Origin of the sequence: Aeromonas lacus, from assembly GCF_000764665.1 — a bacterium.
In the GTDB taxonomy this organism is placed as follows: Bacteria; Pseudomonadota; Gammaproteobacteria; order Enterobacterales; family Aeromonadaceae; genus Aeromonas; species Aeromonas lacus.
In genome coordinates this window covers 175,111-194,088 of the sequence record NZ_JRGM01000147.1, presented here as the reverse complement: position 1 = coordinate 194,088, position 18,978 = coordinate 175,111, and the positions used below count along the sequence as shown (strand labels likewise).

At 59.5% G+C, this 18,978-nt stretch carries 20 protein-coding genes; 12 read left to right on the top strand and 8 right to left on the bottom strand.

Annotation, left to right across the window (positions count from 1 at the left end):
* Window positions 1-232, bottom strand: a 232-nt coding sequence (locus LG31_RS20585; RefSeq protein WP_193354234.1) for an AlbA family DNA-binding domain-containing protein, incomplete at its 3' end; no start/stop codon positions are given.
* A gap of 468 nt (window positions 233-700) precedes the next feature.
* On the opposite strand from LG31_RS20585, the gene LG31_RS21040 reads away from it, so the two are divergent.
* Both LG31_RS21040 and LG31_RS0116555 read left to right on the top strand, forming a co-directional pair.
* Window positions 701-1,351 (top strand): hypothetical protein, encoded by a 651-nt coding sequence (locus LG31_RS21040; RefSeq protein ID WP_152598417.1) that lies wholly within the window; start codon window positions 701-703, stop codon window positions 1,349-1,351.
* 458 nt (window positions 1,352-1,809) lie between these two features.
* On the top strand, window positions 1,810-2,808 hold the full coding sequence (locus LG31_RS0116555) for a sensor domain-containing diguanylate cyclase (protein ID WP_033115531.1): 999 nt from the start codon (window positions 1,810-1,812) through the stop codon (window positions 2,806-2,808).
* Between the two features lie 71 nt (window positions 2,809-2,879).
* Here LG31_RS0116555 and LG31_RS0116550 read toward each other — a convergent pair whose 3' ends face one another.
* The gene (locus LG31_RS0116550) at window positions 2,880-3,506 is read right to left on the bottom strand and encodes a porin family protein (protein ID WP_033115530.1); all 627 of its coding nucleotides are present in this window, start codon (window positions 3,504-3,506) and stop codon (window positions 2,880-2,882) included.
* Window positions 3,507-3,855: 349 nt separating this feature from the next.
* The gene (locus LG31_RS21035) at window positions 3,856-4,101 is read right to left on the bottom strand and encodes a hypothetical protein (protein WP_152598416.1); all 246 of its coding nucleotides are present in this window, start codon (window positions 4,099-4,101) and stop codon (window positions 3,856-3,858) included.
* A 304-nt stretch (window positions 4,102-4,405) separates the two neighbouring features.
* On the opposite strand from LG31_RS21035, the gene dcuC reads away from it, so the two are divergent.
* Window positions 4,406-5,776 (top strand): C4-dicarboxylate transporter DcuC, encoded by a 1,371-nt coding sequence (gene dcuC, locus LG31_RS0116545; protein WP_033115529.1) that lies wholly within the window; start codon window positions 4,406-4,408, stop codon window positions 5,774-5,776.
* A gap of 429 nt (window positions 5,777-6,205) precedes the next feature.
* Window positions 6,206-6,970, top strand: a complete 765-nt coding sequence (locus LG31_RS0116540; protein WP_033115528.1) for a helix-turn-helix domain-containing protein — start codon at window positions 6,206-6,208, stop codon at window positions 6,968-6,970.
* 49 nt (window positions 6,971-7,019) lie between these two features.
* On the opposite strand, the gene LG31_RS0116535 is transcribed toward LG31_RS0116540, so the two are convergent.
* A complete protein-coding gene (locus tag LG31_RS0116535; RefSeq protein WP_050513477.1) occupies window positions 7,020-7,832 on the bottom strand; it encodes a UTRA domain-containing protein in 813 nt (270 codons plus the stop codon).
* A gap of 212 nt (window positions 7,833-8,044) precedes the next feature.
* Here LG31_RS0116535 and LG31_RS0116530 point away from each other — a divergent pair, with 212 nt between their 5' ends.
* From LG31_RS0116530 to LG31_RS0116505, 6 genes are read left to right on the top strand one after another with little or no spacing between them, the layout of a single operon-like run.
* Entirely contained in the window at window positions 8,045-9,091 is a 1,047-nt protein-coding gene (locus LG31_RS0116530; RefSeq protein ID WP_033115526.1) for an ABC transporter substrate-binding protein, read from the top strand.
* A gap of 10 nt (window positions 9,092-9,101) precedes the next feature.
* Window positions 9,102-9,935, top strand: coding sequence for an alkaline phosphatase family protein (locus tag LG31_RS0116525; protein WP_033115525.1), 834 nt, complete (start codon window positions 9,102-9,104; stop codon window positions 9,933-9,935).
* Window positions 9,935-10,834 carry an ABC transporter permease gene (locus LG31_RS0116520; RefSeq protein WP_033115524.1) on the top strand — a complete coding sequence of 300 codons (900 nt, stop codon included), beginning with the start codon at window positions 9,935-9,937 and terminating at the stop codon, window positions 10,832-10,834. Before LG31_RS0116525 ends, LG31_RS0116520 begins: the two co-directional genes overlap by 1 nt.
* Window positions 10,827-11,603 carry an ABC transporter permease gene (locus tag LG31_RS0116515; RefSeq protein WP_033115523.1) on the top strand — a complete coding sequence of 259 codons (777 nt, stop codon included), beginning with the start codon at window positions 10,827-10,829 and terminating at the stop codon, window positions 11,601-11,603. Before LG31_RS0116520 ends, LG31_RS0116515 begins: the two co-directional genes overlap by 8 nt.
* Window positions 11,604-11,609: 6 nt before the next feature.
* A complete protein-coding gene (locus tag LG31_RS0116510; protein ID WP_033115522.1) occupies window positions 11,610-12,617 on the top strand; it encodes an ABC transporter ATP-binding protein in 1,008 nt (335 codons plus the stop codon).
* A 39-nt stretch (window positions 12,618-12,656) separates the two neighbouring features.
* Window positions 12,657-13,310 carry an HAD family hydrolase gene (locus tag LG31_RS0116505; protein WP_033115521.1) on the top strand — a complete coding sequence of 218 codons (654 nt, stop codon included), beginning with the start codon at window positions 12,657-12,659 and terminating at the stop codon, window positions 13,308-13,310.
* Window positions 13,311-13,399: 89 nt separating this feature from the next.
* On the opposite strand, the gene LG31_RS0116500 is transcribed toward LG31_RS0116505, so the two are convergent.
* Window positions 13,400-15,043, bottom strand: coding sequence for a diguanylate cyclase (locus LG31_RS0116500; RefSeq protein ID WP_033115520.1), 1,644 nt, complete (start codon window positions 15,041-15,043; stop codon window positions 13,400-13,402).
* An 83-nt stretch (window positions 15,044-15,126) separates the two neighbouring features.
* On the opposite strand from LG31_RS0116500, the gene LG31_RS0116495 reads away from it, so the two are divergent.
* Together LG31_RS0116495 and LG31_RS0116490 are read left to right on the top strand one after the other, a co-directional pair.
* Window positions 15,127-15,567, top strand: coding sequence for a DUF2214 family protein (locus tag LG31_RS0116495; protein ID WP_033115539.1), 441 nt, complete (start codon window positions 15,127-15,129; stop codon window positions 15,565-15,567).
* Window positions 15,568-15,639: 72 nt separating this feature from the next.
* Window positions 15,640-16,539 (top strand): DMT family transporter, encoded by a 900-nt coding sequence (locus tag LG31_RS0116490; protein ID WP_033115519.1) that lies wholly within the window; start codon window positions 15,640-15,642, stop codon window positions 16,537-16,539.
* Between the two features lie 64 nt (window positions 16,540-16,603).
* Here LG31_RS0116490 and LG31_RS0116485 read toward each other — a convergent pair whose 3' ends face one another.
* From LG31_RS0116485 to LG31_RS21470, 3 genes are all read right to left on the bottom strand, one after another.
* The gene (locus tag LG31_RS0116485) at window positions 16,604-17,230 is read right to left on the bottom strand and encodes a glutathione S-transferase family protein (RefSeq protein WP_033115518.1); all 627 of its coding nucleotides are present in this window, start codon (window positions 17,228-17,230) and stop codon (window positions 16,604-16,606) included.
* Window positions 17,231-17,336: 106 nt separating this feature from the next.
* On the bottom strand, window positions 17,337-18,605 hold the full coding sequence (locus LG31_RS0116480; RefSeq protein ID WP_033115517.1) for an O-acetylhomoserine aminocarboxypropyltransferase/cysteine synthase family protein: 1,269 nt from the start codon (window positions 18,603-18,605) through the stop codon (window positions 17,337-17,339).
* 150 nt (window positions 18,606-18,755) lie between these two features.
* Window positions 18,756-18,932: a hypothetical protein gene (locus LG31_RS21470; protein ID WP_108573182.1), complete on the bottom strand. Its 177-nt coding sequence runs from the start codon at window positions 18,930-18,932 to the stop codon at window positions 18,756-18,758.
* Between the last annotated feature and the right edge of the window lie 46 nt (window positions 18,933-18,978).

The following is an 18,978-nucleotide window of genomic DNA, read 5'->3' as shown; positions in this document are numbered from 1 at the left end:
GCGCAGTAATAATATCTGCTTGAGTATATTTTTTATCACTGTCGTTTAATCCAACTACTTCTAATGAATCAGATATTCCGAAAGCTATGTATCTATTCCCATTGTGAATTACATTAGCCATACATAGAATGTCATGGACCATTGCAGCCATATTGTTGTGGAATTTTTGCTTGAAGTCCCACCAGAGACCTTCTTTACCTTTTGAGAGTAAGTCATTAATAATGCTATTCATTTAATAAAACCATGAAGTAATGTAAATTGTATTTTGTAATTGTCGTCAGTTTACCTTCAAATATGACCTCAATGGAACTATTTACATGCTTATAAGCTGAACTCGCATGTTGGGCTTCGCAGGCTCAGCACCAACTTACCGATTGTGTAGGTTGTGGCTGAGCGCAGCGAAGCCCAACGTTTACCGCGTAATCTATTTTTTCCTTCCCCTCATCCCCGACCCTTCTCCCGCAAGGGGAGAAGGGAGATTTAGTTCCGTCGCTTCACACGCCATTGCCAACGCCATATCCCTGATGCTGGATGATCCCCTCTCCCTCCGGGAGAGGGCTAGGGTGAGGGGGCGGGTTGCCACAATGCCCACTTCGTAAAATCGGGTAGGGTGCAATGAACGAAGTGAATTGCACCGCCCATATTTATCTTGCAAAATGGTGGGATACTTTTCGTTTTTAATGATAAATCAGGCAGTAAAATGACAATTCATAGTTTTAAAAGCGAACGGCGCAAGAACATGCTGCTTGGGGGGAGTTTTTTATTGCTGCTGGTTCTATGGTTTTCAACCTTACTATTCTCATTCAGATTGTCACATAAAACAGTGATTACTGACTCAGTTCCAGAGTTGCTCACCTATATTACTATAAGTGCGCTGCTTGGATTGGTTGGTGCGATATTCACTGCTTTTCGATGTCCCGGGCGCGACGCATTAAAATATATCATGAAAGCCTTTGGTAATTGTTTTTTTATGATGTTTATAACGTCATGGAATGGCTATGATATGTACGTCTATTTTTATCCAGATAAAATAATTAGTTATGACACGGAATATAAAGTGGTTCACCCCGGACCATCCAAAGGTAAATACGGGCATTGTGAGGCAGGATTAAAGATAAAAGATAAACATACTGGGTATTGGTTCAATATTTGTTACAGTAATAATAAGCTTGGAAAGGAACGGATTCGGGATTATGGTGAGGTATGGGTGAAAACTCGGGTTAATGAGGCTGGGTCATACCTGGAGAGCTACAAGGTATATCCAGAAAAATCTTATTTTTCTATCCCCTCACCGCCAACCGCTCTCCAGCAACTAAATAAGAGGGTAATCTCGTTCCCGCGCCCAGATTAAGTTTCTCTAATCGAACTGGTGTGGTTGGCGATCATATTTCCGATGCCGCTTTATCCCCTCTCCCTGTGGGAGAGGGGAGGGTGAGGGCGAGGGCGAGTAGGGTGCAAAGAACGAAGTGAATTGCACCGCTGATATTGAGCTGGCAAAAGGTGTAATGCGCTTCACTTATTACACCCTACATAGACGCTCTGCCTATTTGCCTCCTGTCTATTCCCCATCACGGCGGCCACTGCGCATCGGTCAGCAAATGGGTTGCACTTGAGTCACGCGTCGCTGACGCCCTGAACGGCCCATTTATCATGCAGTGCGAGCAGCCGATAACCGGATAGCAGGGGGAGAGTGGCATTCTGGCTGACAGGATTTTCGCCGTGTGCCAAGGTAGCGCTTCACGCCGACTCGACAAGGCCGTTTGGTGGGCAGGCAAGAGTGACGCAGGCAAGAAGAGAGGATGAGTTCATATGGGCAAAGAGAGTGATCCGGTCAGGATCTCCGACCTCAGCGAGTCTGTGGTGCACGGGATTCTGGAGGTGATCAGCGATGGCATCTGGGATTGGCATGCCAATACCGGCTTTGTCTATCGCAATCCTGGCTGGTATCAGATGCTGGGCTATGAACCGCACTCCCTTGGCAATACCGTCTTTACCTGGGAGAGCGTGATCCATCCCGACGATATGGCGGCGGTGATGGCGAAGTTCGATCTCTGCCTCAATGGCAGTGCCCATGAGTATCACGCCGAGTATCGTTGCCGCACCCGCGATGGTAGCTACCTCTGGATTGAGGATTGCGGCCACATTATTGCCCGCAATCCCGATGGCTCGGTGGCAAGGATGATAGGCGCCCATCGCAATATCCACGCCAGCAAGCTGCTGCAAGAGCAGTTGGAGCTGCGCAACCACTCGCTGGAGCAGTTGATCGCCGAGCGCACCGCCGAGCTGGCGCGCCTCAACGATGAGTTGCAACGCAAAGTGGACGAGAATCGCCTGCTGGCAGAGACCGATGCGCTGATCGGCGCCGCCAGCCGTTATCGGCTGGAGCGGGCGTTGCAGCTGGAGTGCGAGCGGGCACGGCGCTTCCATCAGCCCTTCACGGTGATCGCCATGGATGTGGACAACTTCAAGCAGATCAACGACAGCTATGGCCACTACGCCGGGGATCAGACCCTGATCAACATAGTGGCGCTGATCCGCCGCCATATTCGCGAGATCGATCTGCTGGCCCGCTGGGGCGGTGACGAATTTATGGTGGTGCTGCCCAATACCCGTCATGCCGAGGCGCAACTGGTGGCGAGCAAGTTCCAGCTGTTGTTGCAGCGTGAGACGATCTGCCCTCACGGCTCGGCGACCCTGAGTTTCGGGCTGGCGGAGTATGAGTCGGATGAGCAGAAGGAGAGCCTGATGGTTCGTGCCGATCGGGCGCTTTATCAGGCCAAGCTGCAGGGCAAGAACCGGATCTGCTGAGCGCGGGACGGCAAATGGAAAGGGCCGCAGGCGTGAAACCTGCGGCCCTTTTGCATGGGAACGCGGCCGCCTTAGAAGTGGTAGCGAATGCCCAGCTTGAGGGTGTCGAGGGAGTAGTGATCGTCACCCAGAGTCATGGCGTTGAACTGGCGCTCGTAACCGATCCCGGCGGAGATGTGGTCGTTGAAGGCGTAGTCGATGCCCACTTCCAGATTGGGGTGAACGGTACCCTTGGTCTCGCTGCGACGCATTTGGCCACTCATGCCGAGGATGGTGGCGTTGCCGATCATCTCGACTTCGGTGCTGGTGTAGGCCACGCCCGGCTTGGCGTAGGCGCTGAAGCCCCAGGCTAGCGGCTGGCTCAGCTTGGCGGCCAGGCTGATGCTGCGGGTGTCGATGGTGGTGTCGGTGAAACCGGTCAGGCCCGGGCTGGTGACCCACATCAGCTGGCTCATGCGCTGGGCATGCAGACCGCTTTCGATGGCCAGCCAGTCGTTGAGGTGGTAGCCGACGATCAGGCTGCCACCGTCGAGCTGGTCGTCGATGATGTTGGCGTCGTGCGCTCGCTGGGCCACGCCATCCAGATCCATTTTGGAGGTGGTGAGATCCAGACCGAGATACCAGCCCTCGGCACACGCGGCGCCGCTGAGGGTGAGACCGAGCAGGGAGAGGGCAACTGCACTGTTAAACTTGTTCATGGATTATCTGTCCTGATGTGTGAACTGCGTGTGATTGAACTCTTTCATCCATGAAAGTTATTAATATTTCCTGCACTCCTGTATTCGAGGCGGCGCAGTATAGTCAGCTCGTTTTTCAATAACAACCCGTGTGCCGGTTGTGATTTCTTACAAATAAAAATCGGCATAAACAATAACTGGGTAATTAATGATTAATTTAGAGTTATCACTTTATTTATAAATTACCAAAATAAGCGAAATAACCGTGACCGGGCTATTTCCTGGCCGATCGGCCGGAGGGGGTTGATATCCCTTGGGTTTCTTTTTCGCTCCGCAAGGGGTTCCAGATTGCAAACTGAATGATGATTAATCAGTTGTAAATGTCATCGATTGCCAACTTTTTGTTGTTATTTTGACCGGTCGGATCTCGTCGCTGGTGGCCAAAATTTTTTGGCTGGCTGCGTTTTTTATCTGCAAAAGGCGATATTTGACTCTCTTTGTTGCTGCCTTTTTGCTCGCCAATGGTCGCTTTTGCTGTATGCCGTTCATCTACGCTCTGGTTGTCCCGGGAGGGAAGAGGGCCGACCGGGCGGAACCCGACCGGCCGGTTGGCCACGGCGCCGTTTGCCGATGGGTGAGACGAAAAAGGGGGCGGGCAGGGTGAGTCGCTATTTTATGAGGGGGCGCACAGTGGCCAGACGACAAGTTTGAAGGGCTCCACATTCTGATTATCCGGAGTGTGTTAGGGAAATATTTTTCCGAGCCATCCGTTATTGATTAAATCTTTATTATTGCGGCGCTGGTCACATCGACAAATTCTATTTGCCGGGTGCGGCTGATACGCTGCCGAATCCCGATTATGAGAAATTACAAACAGATGTAATTGGGCCGTCACGGGTGCTGCAACAAGGATAAGGAATATGTCGACAATATTGATTCTGGTGGTGGTGGGGCTGGTCGCCTACGCCATGCTCAAGCGGTTCAATCCGCAGGCGACCTTGCTGACCGCGGGTCTGGTGCTGCTGGCGTATGCCCAGTGGGCGGGGATCAACCCGATCCTGCCCGCCGAGAACAGTCAGGGCTTCTGGTTCTTCGATCTGTGGGAGAAGTTCGCCATGGTGACCAACTCCCGCCTCGCTTCCACCGGTCTGACCCTGGTGGCGATTGCCGGGGTGGCCACTTACCTCAACCAGATCGGCGCCTCGGCGGCGCTGGTGAAGGCCACTTCCCGCCCCATCATGGCGCTGAAGAACCCCTATGTACTGCTGGCGATCATCCTGCTGCTGGTCTCCATCCTCTATGTCTTTATCACCGGGGCGACCTCGCTCTCCCTGCTGTTGATGGGCACCCTCTATCCGCTGCTGCGCAACGCCGGGATCAGCGCCAAGACGGCGGTGGCTACCATCGTCATCCCCACTGCGTGGGAATTTGGCCCCGGCCAGATCAATGCGGTGATTGGGGCCAAGGCGATCAATATCGAGGTGATGCCGTTTGTGGTGAACCATCAGCTGTTGTTCCAGATCGCGCTGCTGGTGATCATCCCCTTCGTCAATATCGCGTGGCAGCGCTACTGTGACCGTAAGGATGGCCATGACACCGCCGCCGAGCGGGGCAAGTATCTGCACGAGCTGGAGGCAAAACACGAGAACACCCCGGGCTACTACGCCCTGCTGCCGGTGATCCCCTTCGTCTTTCTGTTCGGCTTCTCCGAGCTGTTTGTCAGCGCCATCAAGATGACCATTCCGGTGGCCATGATGTCCACCATGACCCTCTGCATCATCATCGAGGCGCTGCGCTACCGCTCCCTCAACAAGGCGTTCGCCAACTTCGAGGCCTGGCTGACCGGTACCGGGATGATCTTCGGCAGCGTGCTGACTCTGATGCTGGCCGCCGAGTTCTTCTCCGCCGGTCTCACCAATATCGGCGCCATCACCCAGCTGATCGATCTGGCCAAGTCGTTCGAGCTCAACCCGCTCGGGCTGTCGCTGGTCTTCTCGCTCTTTATCCTGCTGACCGCCTTTATCACCGGCTCGGGCAACGCCCCGGTGATGGCGTTTATTCCCATCGTGCCGCTGGTCTCCAGCCAGTTCGACATCAACCCGCTGTTGCTGCTGGTGCCGATCCTGTTCGCCGCCGGCATTGGCCGCACCATCTCGCCGGTGGCGGGGGTGATCATCACGGTTTCCGGCATCGCCAACCTGAGCCCGGTGGATGTGGTGAAGCGCACCTTCGTGCCCATGATGGCGAGTATGGCGGTGGTGATGGCGCTGACGGCCATTCGCTATATCTGATTGGGTTGCATTGCGCTGACGCCTGCCCTGTGGCAGGCGTTTTTCATGGCGCAAAAAAGAGTAGAGCGGTGCTTTTGCAAGCGCCGCTCAAGATCAGGAAAAAGGAAAAACCTTGCGGTTTAAAGATACAAATTTGGAAGCAAACAATCGATTTCTAAACCAGGAAGGGTCTTGAATTCGATACGACAAAAGTATGCGTGATGAGCTATGCAGCACTAGCAAAATGTTTTCCGGTTCAAGGATATGCGCTGGCAGGTATCAGATTTTGCGACCGTTGGCCGGAACTGGTCAGGCTTCGGCGCCATTTCAGCCGTTTACGAGCGACCACGATCTTTTTGGTGTCAATATCTGAGCCTTGACGGTAAAAATAGAGGCGACCCCGCTGCGGCATAACCATGCAGTCACGATGCAACTACAAGGATGAGTCCCGTGAGCTACAGCCAGACCCTGGCCACCCAGATCCTCGACACCCTGAAGAAGACCCTGACCGACAAGGGGATCCGTTATCAGACGCTGGCGGAGGCGATGGGCGTCTCCATCGCGACCGTGAAACGGATGATGAACAAGCCTTCCCTGCCGTTCGATACCCTGCTGGAGATCTGCCATCTGGTGGGGCTCTCGTTCGAGGAGCTGCTGGATCGCACTCAGGACGCCCAGAGCCGCCGCGCCGTCTTCACCCAGGAGCAGGACGAGGCGTTTCACCACGAGCCGGGGCTCTACGCCTTTCTCGCCAATATCTTTTGGCGCGACAAGACGCTGATCGACCTGAAGCGGGAGTACGGCCTGACCGATGCCTCCTGCTACCTCTATCTGCGCAAGCTGGAGAAGCTCGGCATTTTGCAGCTCGGTATCGACAACAGCTACCACTTCCTGATCAGCGAGCGGATCAGCTTCGAGCAGCACAGCCGCTTCGCCCGCCAGCAGGCGCGGCAGGCGATGTCGATGCTGGGGGAGTATCTGGTGGAGAACATGCACAAGTCGAACAACTATCTGGCGCTCTGCCAGCTCCATCTCAACGAGAGCGAGGCGATGGGGCTGATCGAACGGATGAAGGAGTACTGGCATCAGGAGCTCAAGCTCAACCGCCCCGCCATCGGCCCGCAGGAGCACCGCAAGACCTACACCATGTCGCTACAACTGGCCGACTGCGGCTATCAGAGCTTTGACGACATGATCCCCAATATCGACAACTGATCCCGGTGGATCCTGCGGGATCAGCGTCTGCTCGTGAGCCTGAGCGTGGCTACTCTGCCAGTTGAACGGGCTGCGCTTTGGCGATGATGGGTTGCAACGCCCGGGTATCGAGGCAGATGCGGATGGCATCGGGTCGCCAGTGTTCGATATCGCAATCCACCAGAGCGCCCCGCTCGTCATAGTTGACCCGCACCAGCCGCAGCACCGCGCTCCCCTCCGCCAGATTGAGGGCGCGGGCGATGGCGCCGCGCGCCGCCGAGGGGGTGATCTCGAGACTCGCGCCGCCCTGGCCTATGCCATAGCGCTGCTGATAGAGCTCGGTGAGGGAGCTGGCCAGCGGTGCGCTGGCGATATCGGGAAAGCGGCTGGCCAGCAGATGGTGGCTGACGTGGAGCACCGGGCGGCCGTCGATCAGGCGCAGGCGGCGAATTTCATAAAGTGGAGTGAAGGGATCCAGCCCCATCCAGCGGCACAGCTCGCTGCTGGCAAGTTCGCTACCGTGGGCCAGCACCCGGGTCTCGGCGGTGCGCTGCTGCTCGCCGATCCACTGGTGAAAGTGGGTGTGGATGGCGGGATCGTAGGTGAGGCGGGGCGGCGCCACGAACCAGCCGCGCCGCTCGGCCCGGTAGATAAGGCCATCCGCTTCGAGGCTGGAGAGCGCCTCCTTGATGGTGATGCGGGTGGTGGCGAAGCGCTCGCTCAGGGCCCGCTCGGCGGGCAGCTGCTGCCCCGCCGCCAGCTGGCCGCTGCCGATATAGCGGCGCAGGGTCTGGCAAATCTGTTCACACTTGGAGGCGCGGCCATCTGCCGCTACCCGTTCGCTCAATCTCGGTTCAATCACGCTCATGTCCCTGTCGCTCATTCTGGCTGCGCGGGCTGGCTTAGCCCTTGTTGGTTCAGCCCTTGCTGGAGTAGTCCAGCTTCACTTGGGTTCAGAGTTGTAACCGCTGTGGATGACAGCGACATGACAGGGCAATTGTCATCAAACTGCCATCAAAGCGCCCCGCGACCGTCATATTTCCCCTCTAGCATCCCTCTCGAACCTTAACTGACCTAGTCCAGAGGGATGGGATGATGAAAAGCGTGATCGCAAGTGCACTGGCTCTGGTGGCCATCAGCCAACCGCTGTTTGCCGCCGAGAATATCGCGGATCTTGAGAAGGCCGCTCGCGGCGAAGGGCAACTCAGCAGTATCGGCATGCCCGACAGCTGGGCCAACTGGAAGGATACCTGGCAGCAGCTGGGCAACATCTACGGCATCAAGCATCAGGATACCGACATGAGCTCGGCGCAGGAGATCGCCAAGTTCGCCGCCGAGAAGGCCAACGCCACCGCCGATATCGGCGACGTGGGCGGCGCCTTCGGTCCGGTGGCGGTCAAGCAGGGAGTCACCCAGCCCTACAAGCCCTCCACCTGGGCCGACATCCCCAACTGGGCCAAGGACGCCGACGGTCACTGGATGCTGGCTTATACCGGCACCATCGCCTTCCTGATCAACAAGGATCTGGTCAAGGCCGCTCCCACCAGCTGGCAATCCCTGCTGGGCGGCAACTACAAGGTGACCCTGGGTGATGTGGGCGTTGCCTCTCAGGCCAACAACGGCGTGCTGGCGGCAGCCTATGCCACCGGTGGCAGCGAGAAGAATCTCAAGCCTGCGCTGGAGCTGTTCGGCAAGCTGGCCCAGCAGGGTCGCCTGTCGCTGAACGACCCGACCATCGCCAACATCGAGAAGGGCGAGGTGGAAGTGGGTGTGCTGTGGGACTTCAACGCCCTCAACTACCGCGACCAGATCGACCCCAAGAAGTTTGAGGTCGTGATCCCGAGCGACGGCTCCGTCATCGCCGGTTACACCACCATCATCAACAAGTGGGCCAAGAACCCCAACGCCGCCAAGCTGGCGCGGGAATACATCCTCTCCGACGCCGGTCAGATCAACCTGGCGCGCGGCTATGCCCGCCCGATCCGCAGCAACGTTGCGCTGCCGGATGATGTGAAGGCCAAGCTGTTGCCGGCCGAGCAGTATGCCAAGGCCAAGCCGGTGCAGGATCACGCCGCCTGGGAGCAAAGCTCCAAGGCCCTGCCGCGTCAGTGGCAAGAGAACGTCATGATCTACATGCAGTAAGGAGCGGCCAGTGCAACACAAGGTGATAGTGGTACTTGTGGATGGCCTCTCTGCCGGGGTAGCCCATGGGATGGGCTACCTCGCAGGCATGGTGGAGGCGGAGCGCGGCCTCTATACGACCCTCAGCTGCGCCCTGCCATCCCTCTCCCGGCCTCTCTACGAGTGCATCCTGACCGGCGTACCGCCGGTGGCGAGCGGCATCACCCACAACGGGGTGAGTCGTCTCAGTCTGCATGACTCCATTTTCCATCTGGCCCGCGCCGCGGGTAAACGCACCGCAGCGGCGGCCTACTACTGGGTGAGCGAGCTCTACAACAAGAGCCCCTGGCTGGCGGCCCGCGATCGCTTTACCCACGATGAGCAGCTGCCTATCCAGCACGGCTGCTTCTACTGGGATGACAACTACCCCGACAGCCATCTGCTGATGGATGGCGAGTGGCTGCGCAGCCAGTACGATCCCGATTTTCTGCTGATCCACCCGATGGGGGTGGACGATGCGGGCCACAAGTTTGGCCTCGATTCGCGCCAGTACCGCAATCAGGCGCGCCGGATGGATAGCCTGTTGGCCGACCTGCTGCCCCAGTGGCTGGCGGAGGGGTATCAGGTGGTGATCACCTCGGATCACGGCATGAATAACGATCTGAGCCACGGTGGCACCCTGCCGGAAGAGCGCACCGTGCCGCTCTGGCTGTTTGGCGATGCCTTCGTCGAGCGCTGGCCGGATGGGGTGGTGATCGCCCAGACCCAGCTTTGTGCCCTGATGGCAGATCTGCTGGGGGTTTCCCACGACAAGCCGGCAGCGCCACCGCTGCTCAAGGCCGCCTTTATGCGCGAGGTGCACTGATGATGCCTGCAACCACCGAGATCCTCGAGGATCAACCCGTGGCAACCAAGCAGAAGGTGCGCCACCACTGGCTGCCCGCGCTGGTGCTGCTGCCGTTTATCCTGCTGATGATCCTGTTCCAGCTCGCCCCCATGGTGTGGGTGCTGGTGGGCAGTTTTCAGACCCCCGATGGCTGGGGCCTCGACTACTACCGGGAGATCCTGAGCTCCCCCTTCTACCTGCAATCGTTCGCCAACTCGTTGCGCATCGCCGGTATCGCCAGTCTGGCTGGCCTTGCCATCGGCACCCTCGGGGCAGCCGCGCTGCGCCACAGCGGTGAGCGGGTCAAGCGGGTGCTGCTGGCCTTTGTCACCATGACCGGCAACTTCAGCGGGGTGCCGCTGGCGTTCGCCTTCATCATCATTCTCGGCATCAATGGTGCGGTGACCCTGCTGCTGAAATCCTGGGGATTGATCGACGGTTTCAACCTCTACTCGGGCAGCGGCCTTATCCTCATCTACACCTACTTCCAGATCCCGCTCGCCCTGCTGCTGCTCTATCCGGCGTTCGATGCGCTGCAGGATGAGTGGCCGCAAGCGGCCGCGCTGCTGGGGGCGAGCAAGGGGCAGTATGTGTGGCACGTGGCGCTGCCGGTGCTGACGCCTGCGCTGCTCGGCACCCTGATCATCCTTTTTGCCAACGCGGTGGGGGCCTATGCCTCCGCCTACGCCCTCACTACCGGCAACTTCAATCTGGTGACCATCCGGGTGGCCAGTCTGGTCTCTGGCGACATCTTCCTCGAGCCCAATATGGCGGCGGCGCTGGCGGTGATCCTGATGGTGCTGCTGGGGGTAGTGACGGCCGCCAACCAGTGGCTGCTGAAAAAGAGCTATGTGAACAAGGGGCAATCCCATGCATGATTTGACGCCGCGCTGGCCCAAGTGGATGTTGGGTGGGCTGGTCGCCACCCTGTTGCTGCCGCTGCTGGCTACCTTTCTCTACTCCATTTCCACCCGCTGGGGAGCCACCCTGCTGCCGGACGGTTTCACTCTCGACTGGTATCTCAAGCTGTGGGGCGATCCGCGCTTTCTCGCGGCGTTTGGCCGCAGCCTCCTGGTCTGCTTCGCCACCCTGCTGCTGGGCACTCTGGTGCTGGTACCCACCGTGCTGGTGGTAGCCTACTACTTCCCCAAGCTGGATCCCTGGATGAACCTGCTGATCCTGCTCCCCTTCGCGGTGCCACCAGTTGTCTCCTCGGTGGGGCTGCTGCAGATCTACGCCGACGGCGTTCTGCCTATTATCGGCACGCCGTGGATCCTGATCGGCACCTGGTTCACCGTGGTGCTCCCCTTCATGTACCGGGCGTTGGCCAACAGCCTGCAAGGGGTACCGCTGAAAGATCTGATGGATGCCGCCCACCTGCTGGGGGCAAGTAGTCGTCGTGCCTTCCTGCTGGTGGTGATCCCCTGTCTGCGCAAGGGGCTGCTGGCGGCGCTGTTTCTCTCGCTCTCCTTCCTGCTCGGCGAGTTCGTGTTTGCCAACATGCTGGTGGGCACCCGTTACGAGACCCTGCAGGTCTACCTCTACAACATGCGCGCCACCTCGGGCCACTTCACCAGCGCGCTGGTGATGAGCTATTTCCTGCTGACCCTGCTGCTCACCTGGGCGGCGAACAGATTTCATCGGTGAATCAACATGTTCCATCTAGAAGTGAATCAACTGCACAAATCCTACGGCGACACCAAAGTGTTCGAGGGGATCGAATTCGGTATCCGCAAGGGGGAGCTGGTGACCCTGCTCGGCCCCTCCGGCTGTGGCAAGTCCACCCTGCTGCGGGCGCTGGCGGGGCTCACCCCGGTGGATGGCGGTCAGGTGCGGGTGGCCGGTGAGGACATTACCTGGCAGGCGCCCCAGAAGCGGGGCATCGGCATGGTGTTCCAGAGCTATGCGCTGTTCCCCAACATGACGGTGTGGGACAACGTTGCCTTCGGCCTCAAGATGAAGCCCCAGCCGGGACGGGATCTCGCCGCCAGCGTGCAGGAGGCGCTGGAGCTGGTGGAGCTGACCGGCTTCGAGCGCCGCTATCCGGCCGAGCTCTCCGGTGGCCAGCGTCAGCGGGTGGCGCTGGCCCGAGCTCTGGTGGTGCAGCCGAGGATCCTGCTGCTGGATGAGCCGCTCTCGGCGCTGGATGCCCGCATCCGCCGCAGCCTGCGCCAGCAGATCCGCGAGATCCAGCAGCGCCTTGAGCTCACCACCATCTTCGTGACCCACGATCAGGAGGAGGCGCTTACCATGTCGGATCGGATCTTCCTGATGAACAAGGGATCCATCGTCCAGAGCGGCACGCCGGAGGAGATCTATACCCGTCCCGCCAGCGAGTTTGTGGCGAGCTTTATCGGCAACTACAACCTGCTTGGCGCAGAGCAGGGCAAGTCGCTGTTTGGCCCCCGTTTTCAGGGCAAGCTGGCGCTGCGACCCGAGTCCCTCTCTCTGCTGCCCGCTGGCGCTCACAGCGAGGAACCGAACCTGCCGGGGGTGATCAGCGGGCAACAGCTGCTCGGCAACGTCATCCGCTATCAGGTGACCTGCGAGGCAGGCGTGCTGACGGTGGATTGTCTCAACCGCTCGGCCCGCGAGCTGCTGCCGGTAGGGCGCGCCGTGACGCTGGTGGTGGCCCGGGATCAACTCTGTGAGGTAGCATGAGGCTGCATTTCATTTCCATTTTCACTGCGAGGAGCGCCCATGGCACTGGCACTGTTTGATCTGGACGAAACCCTGATTGCCGGGGATTCCGCCAGCCTCTGGCTGGAGTACATGGTGGCCGAGGAGCTGGCCCCCGCCAGCATGATCGCCGAGGAGCAGGGGATGATGTCCCTCTACCATCAGGGCAAGATGGACATGCACCAGTACATGGCCTTCACCCTGCAACCGCTGGCAGGCAAGACGCGCCAGTGGCTCGACTCGCTCTGTAGCCGCTTTGCCGAGCAGGTGCTGCGCGAGCGCATCTATCCCGAGGGGTTGGCACGTATCGAGTGGCACCGCCAGCGTGGCGACGAGCTGGTGCTTATCTCCGCCTCCGGCGAACATCTGGTGGCCCCCATGGCGCGGATGCTGGGGATGGATCACTGCGTCGCCATCCTGCTCGATGAAGAGTCCGGCATGCTGACCGGCCATACCCGCGGCACCCTCAGTTTTCGCGAGGGCAAGGTGGCCCGCATCAACCAGCTCTTTGCCGGGCGAGAGCAGCTCTGGCAGGGGAGCTTTGGTTACAGCGACTCCCACAACGATCTGCCCATGCTGCGGGCGGTAACCCATCCCCACGGGGTCAATCCAGCGCCTGCACTGCGTCAGCAGGCCGAAGAGCTGGGCTGGCCCGTGCTGGAGTGGCAGCTTTGAACACCGGATGGTGGCGATGAAAAAGTGGCGATGAAAAAGAGAGAGGCCGGAAGGCCTCTCTCTTTTTATCTGAGTGCTGCTGATGGCTGTCATGCCTCGTTGGCGCGTAGCGGCTCCTCGTCAGATGCCTTGTCCGCGGGACGCGGTTCATCCGGTAGCGCTGTCTGCTCGCCGTTTTGCGGGAAACAGATGCGGTTTTTCCCCTCCCGCTTGGCGCGATAAACGGCGTTGTCTGCCAGCTCAATCAGGTCTTTGCCCGACATGCCTTGTTTGCTGAAGGCGACGCCACCACTGATGGTGATGGTGAGATCCACCTCGCGCCACTCCAGCTGCTCCACCCCGATCCGGAAGGTCTCCAGCAGGGAGGGGAGCATGGGTTGATCCTCGCCGTAGCGGAAGATGAGCACCAGCTCCTCGCCACCGTAGCGGCAGAACCAGCCCCAGTCGTGGAACAGCCGCATGCCGAGTTTACCCACCCGCTTGAGCACCACGTCACCGGTCTGGTGGCCGAAGGTGTCGTTGACCCGCTTGAAGTTGTCGAGATCGAACATCACCAGCCCGAAGGGTTGGCCCTGCTTGATCTGCTGTTGCAGGCACTCGTCAAAGAAGCGGCGGTTGTAGAGGCCGGTGAGCTTGTCCTGATTGGCTTGCAGCCGGATCTGGGCGAAGTCCTGGCTGGCGGCATCCATCTCTTCGTAGACCTTGGCCAGCTCCAGCATGCGGCGGCCGTTGTAGGCGATACCGCCGGAGCGGCTGGCCCGGATCAGCAGGGTGATCTCGCCCAGCATGCGGCGGAAGTAGCGTGACCAGAGCATGGCGAGCAGCAGATAGAGTACGCAGGCAACGCCAATCATCAGCTGCACGTTGACGGAGACGCTGTCGATCACCCGTTCCATGCTGGCGGTAGGCTCGACGCTGAGCAGGATCCAGCGCTGCTCGGGAATGCGGTTGTAGGCGACCATCTGGCCGTTTGCCTCATCGAGGAAGAAGCCCTGATCGCCCTTCATCCGTGCCAGCCATGTGGGGTCGGCCAGCGGCTTGAAGACGCGGGCGCGGTCCGGGTGGGCCAGCACCAGACCTTCGTGGTTGACCAGCATCTGGTAACCCCGCCCGTCATGATAATCCGCACCGCGTTTGTTGTTGAGCCAGCTGGCAAGGGGGGTTAGCTGGGTGTCGAGGGAGAGCACACCGACCCGTTTGCCGTCTGGGGTCAGGATGACCCGGGCCAGCGCCATGGTGAGGGTGCCGAGGGCGTAGTCGTAGTAGGGATCGGTAAAGACAATCTGGCCGGGATGGCTGGCCGCCAGTTTGTACCAGGGGCGAACCCGGGGATCGAACCTTTCGTCAGCCTGCCATGCCGGGTGGATCAGCATCTTGCGATACTCGGTGCCGACATAGACATAGTCGAGCTCCATCACCTTGTGATAGGCCCGCCACGACTGCAGATAGTGCTCGCCATTGCGAATGGTCGGCTCAATGAAGTCCTGATAATTTACCTGCTGGTAAATCAGCGTAAACTGGCGTTTGAGCGTCTCCAGATAGGGTTCGAGCAGGGTGTGCAGATATTGGGTATTGCGGGCTACCAGGTTTTGTTCCTGCTCGTTGCGCAGGGTGCGCTCCATATGCAGGTAGTAGATGCTGCCCAGCAGCAAAACAGGGATAAAGAGCAGGAGGAGGCCCAACCGCATGCGGGAGATTAATGACCACGTATTCCTGGACGTACCGCGGGGCATGAAGAGATCCTTTTCAGCTCGAGTGAGACCAGCATATATGATGGCGTTCGGCTCGTCTAAAGGCAGGATGTGAGAATTTGCTGATGCTCAATCATTCTCTGCTCTGCCATCTCCATGACGGCAGCATTATTCTGCTGCTGCTCGCCCTGTGCATCGAATACCTCATTTTCCGCCGCGGGCTCAACATGGTGCGGGTGCGCCGTCTGTTGGTGGTGGACGGGGTCTCGGCACTGGCCCTGTTCGGCATCTTTGCCACCGGTTGTCTGCTGGCGCTCGAACATGCCGGCTCGCTGGCGGCTCTCTTTGCCCACCCGGCTCACGGCATGCAGACCCTGCTCTTTCTGGTGATCGTGGGATCGCTCGATTACCCCAGCCGCCTCTTCTACCGTTGGCGCCGCTCCCTGCGCCTGGGGCGGGCGCCGATGATCTCCATCCAGCAGCAATTCCGGGTGATCTGGATCCTGCGTGGCAACATGCTGCTGGTACTGCTCTTCGCCCTGCTGGTAAAACATCCACTGCCATAAAGACAAGAGGGTGGTGAGACGGGTATCTTGGATCAGATAACCCGCAAAACGCTGATTTAAGGATGAATCATCATGCGTTCCAATCTGATGTTGCTGATGGCTGCCACCATCTGGGGCATGGGCTTTGTCGCCCAGCGTCTCGGGATGGATCATATGGGGCCATACACCTTCAACGGCCTGCGCTTTCTGCTCGGCGCCCTCTCTCTGCTGCCGCTGCTCTGGTGGCTCAAATCCCGACAACCTGTTGCCGTCACGGGCGACCATCGCCAGCTGCTGACCGGTGGTGTGCTGGCCGGGCTGGTGCTGTTCTGTGCCGCCTCCCTGCAACAGGTGGGGCTGCTCTACACTACGGCAGCCAAGGCCGGTTTCATCACCGGGCTCTACATCATTCTGGTGCCAGTACTGGGGCTACTGCTGCGCCACAAGAGTGGCCTCAATACCTGGATCGGCGCCATCATCGCGCTGGCCGGTCTCTATGTGTTGAGCGTCACCGACGAGTTCACCATCGGCTTTGGCGATCTGCTGCAGGTGGTCGGTGCCCTGTTCTGGGCCGTGCACCTGCTGCTGGTGGATCACTACTCCAACCGGGTTGCCCCCATCAAGCTCGCCGGGGTGCAGTTCGTGGTCTGCGGCCTGCTCAGCCTCGCCACTGCTTTTGTTATCGAAACCCCGACGTTAAGCGGCGCAGTGGCCGGTTGGCAGGCGCTGCTCTATGCCGGGCTGGTGTCGGTCGGGGTCGGTTATACCCTGCAGGTGGTGGGGCAGCGCGGCGCTCATCCGGCCCACGCCGCCATCATCCTCAGTCTGGAGACTGTCTTTGCCGCCGTGGGTGGCGTATTGTTGCTGGATGAAACGCTGGATGAGCGCGCCATTGCCGGTTGCGCCCTGATGCTGGCGGGGATGCTCATTTCTCAGATCCGGCTGCGCTGGTGGTGGAAGTCGCGTCGGGACAAGGTGCCTGCGACCAAGTAGACCGCGCTCGCTGCATAACAAAACGCCCCGACAGTCGGGGCGTTTTGCATGGTGGTAGTTCGGGTCAAGGGTGCTGATCCAGCTCGCGCTCCAGCTCTACCGCCTTTTGACGGGCTGGATGGGTATTGAGGCGCTGCCAGTAGGCTTGCAGGTGCGGGAAGTTGGCCAGCTGGCCGCTTTGCGCCAGCAGATCCACCAGAAAGGAGTTCATGATGTCGGCGCCGGAGAGGCGCTCCCCCACCAGATAGTGGCGATTCGCCAGTACCTCATTGAGGTAGCCCAGCACCTTGGCACACTCCGCCTTGGCGTAGTCCGGCAGGAAGCGCATCGGGCTGCCATCCTTGCGCACGAACATGTCGAGCAGCAGTGGCAGAATGCCCGAGCTCTCGGCAAAGTGAAGCCACTGCAGGTATTCGGGATACTCCGGGCTATCTGGTGCCGGTGCCAGCCGATCTGGGGCGTAGCGGGCAATCAGGTACTCGGTGATGGCGCCCGATTCCGCCAATACCCGACCGTCAAACTCGATGACCGGCGATTTGCCGAGGGGGTGGATGGCCTTGAGCTCGGGCGGTGCCAGAAAGGTGGTGGCATCGCGCTGATACGTCTTGATCTCATAGGGCTGGCCCAGCTCTTCAAGCAGCCAGATGATGCGTTGGGAGCGGGATTTGTTCAGGTGGTGCAGGACTATCATAACGACCTCGATTCGGTGGCAGGATGGGGTGTACGAATGGGCGAGGGGGGCGGTTCACCGGCAGTAAAAAGAGAGCGGGCTGATGCCCGCTCCCTCGTTGACTGACTCAGGCCTCCAGCGCCTGATCCAGATCCGCCAGAATGTCCTCGATCGCCTCGATCCCGACCGACAGCCGGATCATCTCGGGTTTTACGCCAGCCTTGGCCTGCTCCTCCTCGCTCAGCTGGCGATGAGTGGTGGAGGCGGGGTGGCAGGCCAGCGACTTGGCATCGCCGATATTGACCAGCCGCTTGAAGATCTTGAGCGCATCGTAGAATCGCACGCCCGCTTCATAACCATCCTTCAGACCGAACGAGAGGATGGCCGAGGGGCGACCGGTCATGTACTTCTCTGCCAGCAGATAGTGGGGGTGACCCGGCAGACCGGCATAGCTGACCCAGGCCACCTTGGGGTGATGCTTGAGGTGGTTGGCGACCCGCAGGGCGTTGTCGACGTGGCGCTCCATGCGCAGGCTCAGGGTCTCCAGCCCCTGCAACAGCAGGAAGGCGTTCATCGGCGCCAGCGCCGCGCCGGTATTGCGCAGCGGCACGGTGCGTACCCGCCCGATAAAGGCGGCCGGGCCAAAGGCCTCGGTATAGACCACCCCGTGGTAGGAGGGCTCGGGTTTGGTCAGTTGGGGGAAGCGCTCGGCGTGATCCGCCCAGGGGAACTTGCCCGAATCGACGATGACGCCACCCAGCGAGTTGCCGTGGCCGCCGACATATTTGGTGAGGCTGTGGACGACGATGTCGGCGCCGTGCTCGATCGGTTTGCACAGCACCGGGGTGGCGACCGTGTTGTCGACAATCAGCGGCACGCCACGGGCATGGGCCGCCTTGGCCAGCGCGGCCAGATCGACGATGTTGCCCGCCGGGTTGCCGATGCTCTCGCAGTAGACCGCCTTGGTCTTGTCGTCGATCAGGGCGGCGATGGCCTCGGCGCTGTCATCCCTGGCGAAGCGCACCTCGACCCCGAAACTCGGCAGCATGTGGGCGAACAGGGTGTAGGTGCCACCATAGAGCTGGGGCGTGGAGACGATGTTGTCACCGGCGGCGGTCAGCGCCTGAATGGCGTAGGTTATGGCGGCGGAACCTGCCGAGACCACCAGCGCGGCGATCCCCCCTTCCAGCGCGGCCATCCGCTGCTCCAGCACATCGTTGGTGGGGTTCATGATGCGGGTGTAGATGTTGCCCGGCACCGCCAGATTGAACAGATCCGCCCCGTGTTGGGCGCTGTCGAACTCGTAGGCCACCGTCTGGTAGATGGGCACGGCGACCGCCTTGGTGGTGGGGTCGTTGGAAAAGCCGTGGTGCAGGGCCAGGGTCGCATCTTTCATCACACACTCCTTGTTGGATGTTGCTTATGGCATTTATAGATGGATAGACGTCCAATCTATCAGGCCCGTGGCCGATGTAAACAGCAAGATCCGGCAAAGCAATTGCTCCCGCAGGGGATGCCCGTCCCGAGTGGCTGGCACGGCTCGCACTCAGAGGCGGCGGCGATACTCCTTGTCATCGATCTGGTTCATATCCCACTGCATCAGGCGGTTGAGCTGCTGCATGGGATCTTCGATAAACGGCAGCGGGCGTGGCAGGATCCGCTTGAAGTAACGGCGCAGGATCTGCTGGATCCGGTTCGGTTTTGGCTCGATGTGATGGCTCATGATGAGACTCCTTATGATGTTGCTCAGCGTCATCGTCAGTATTGAG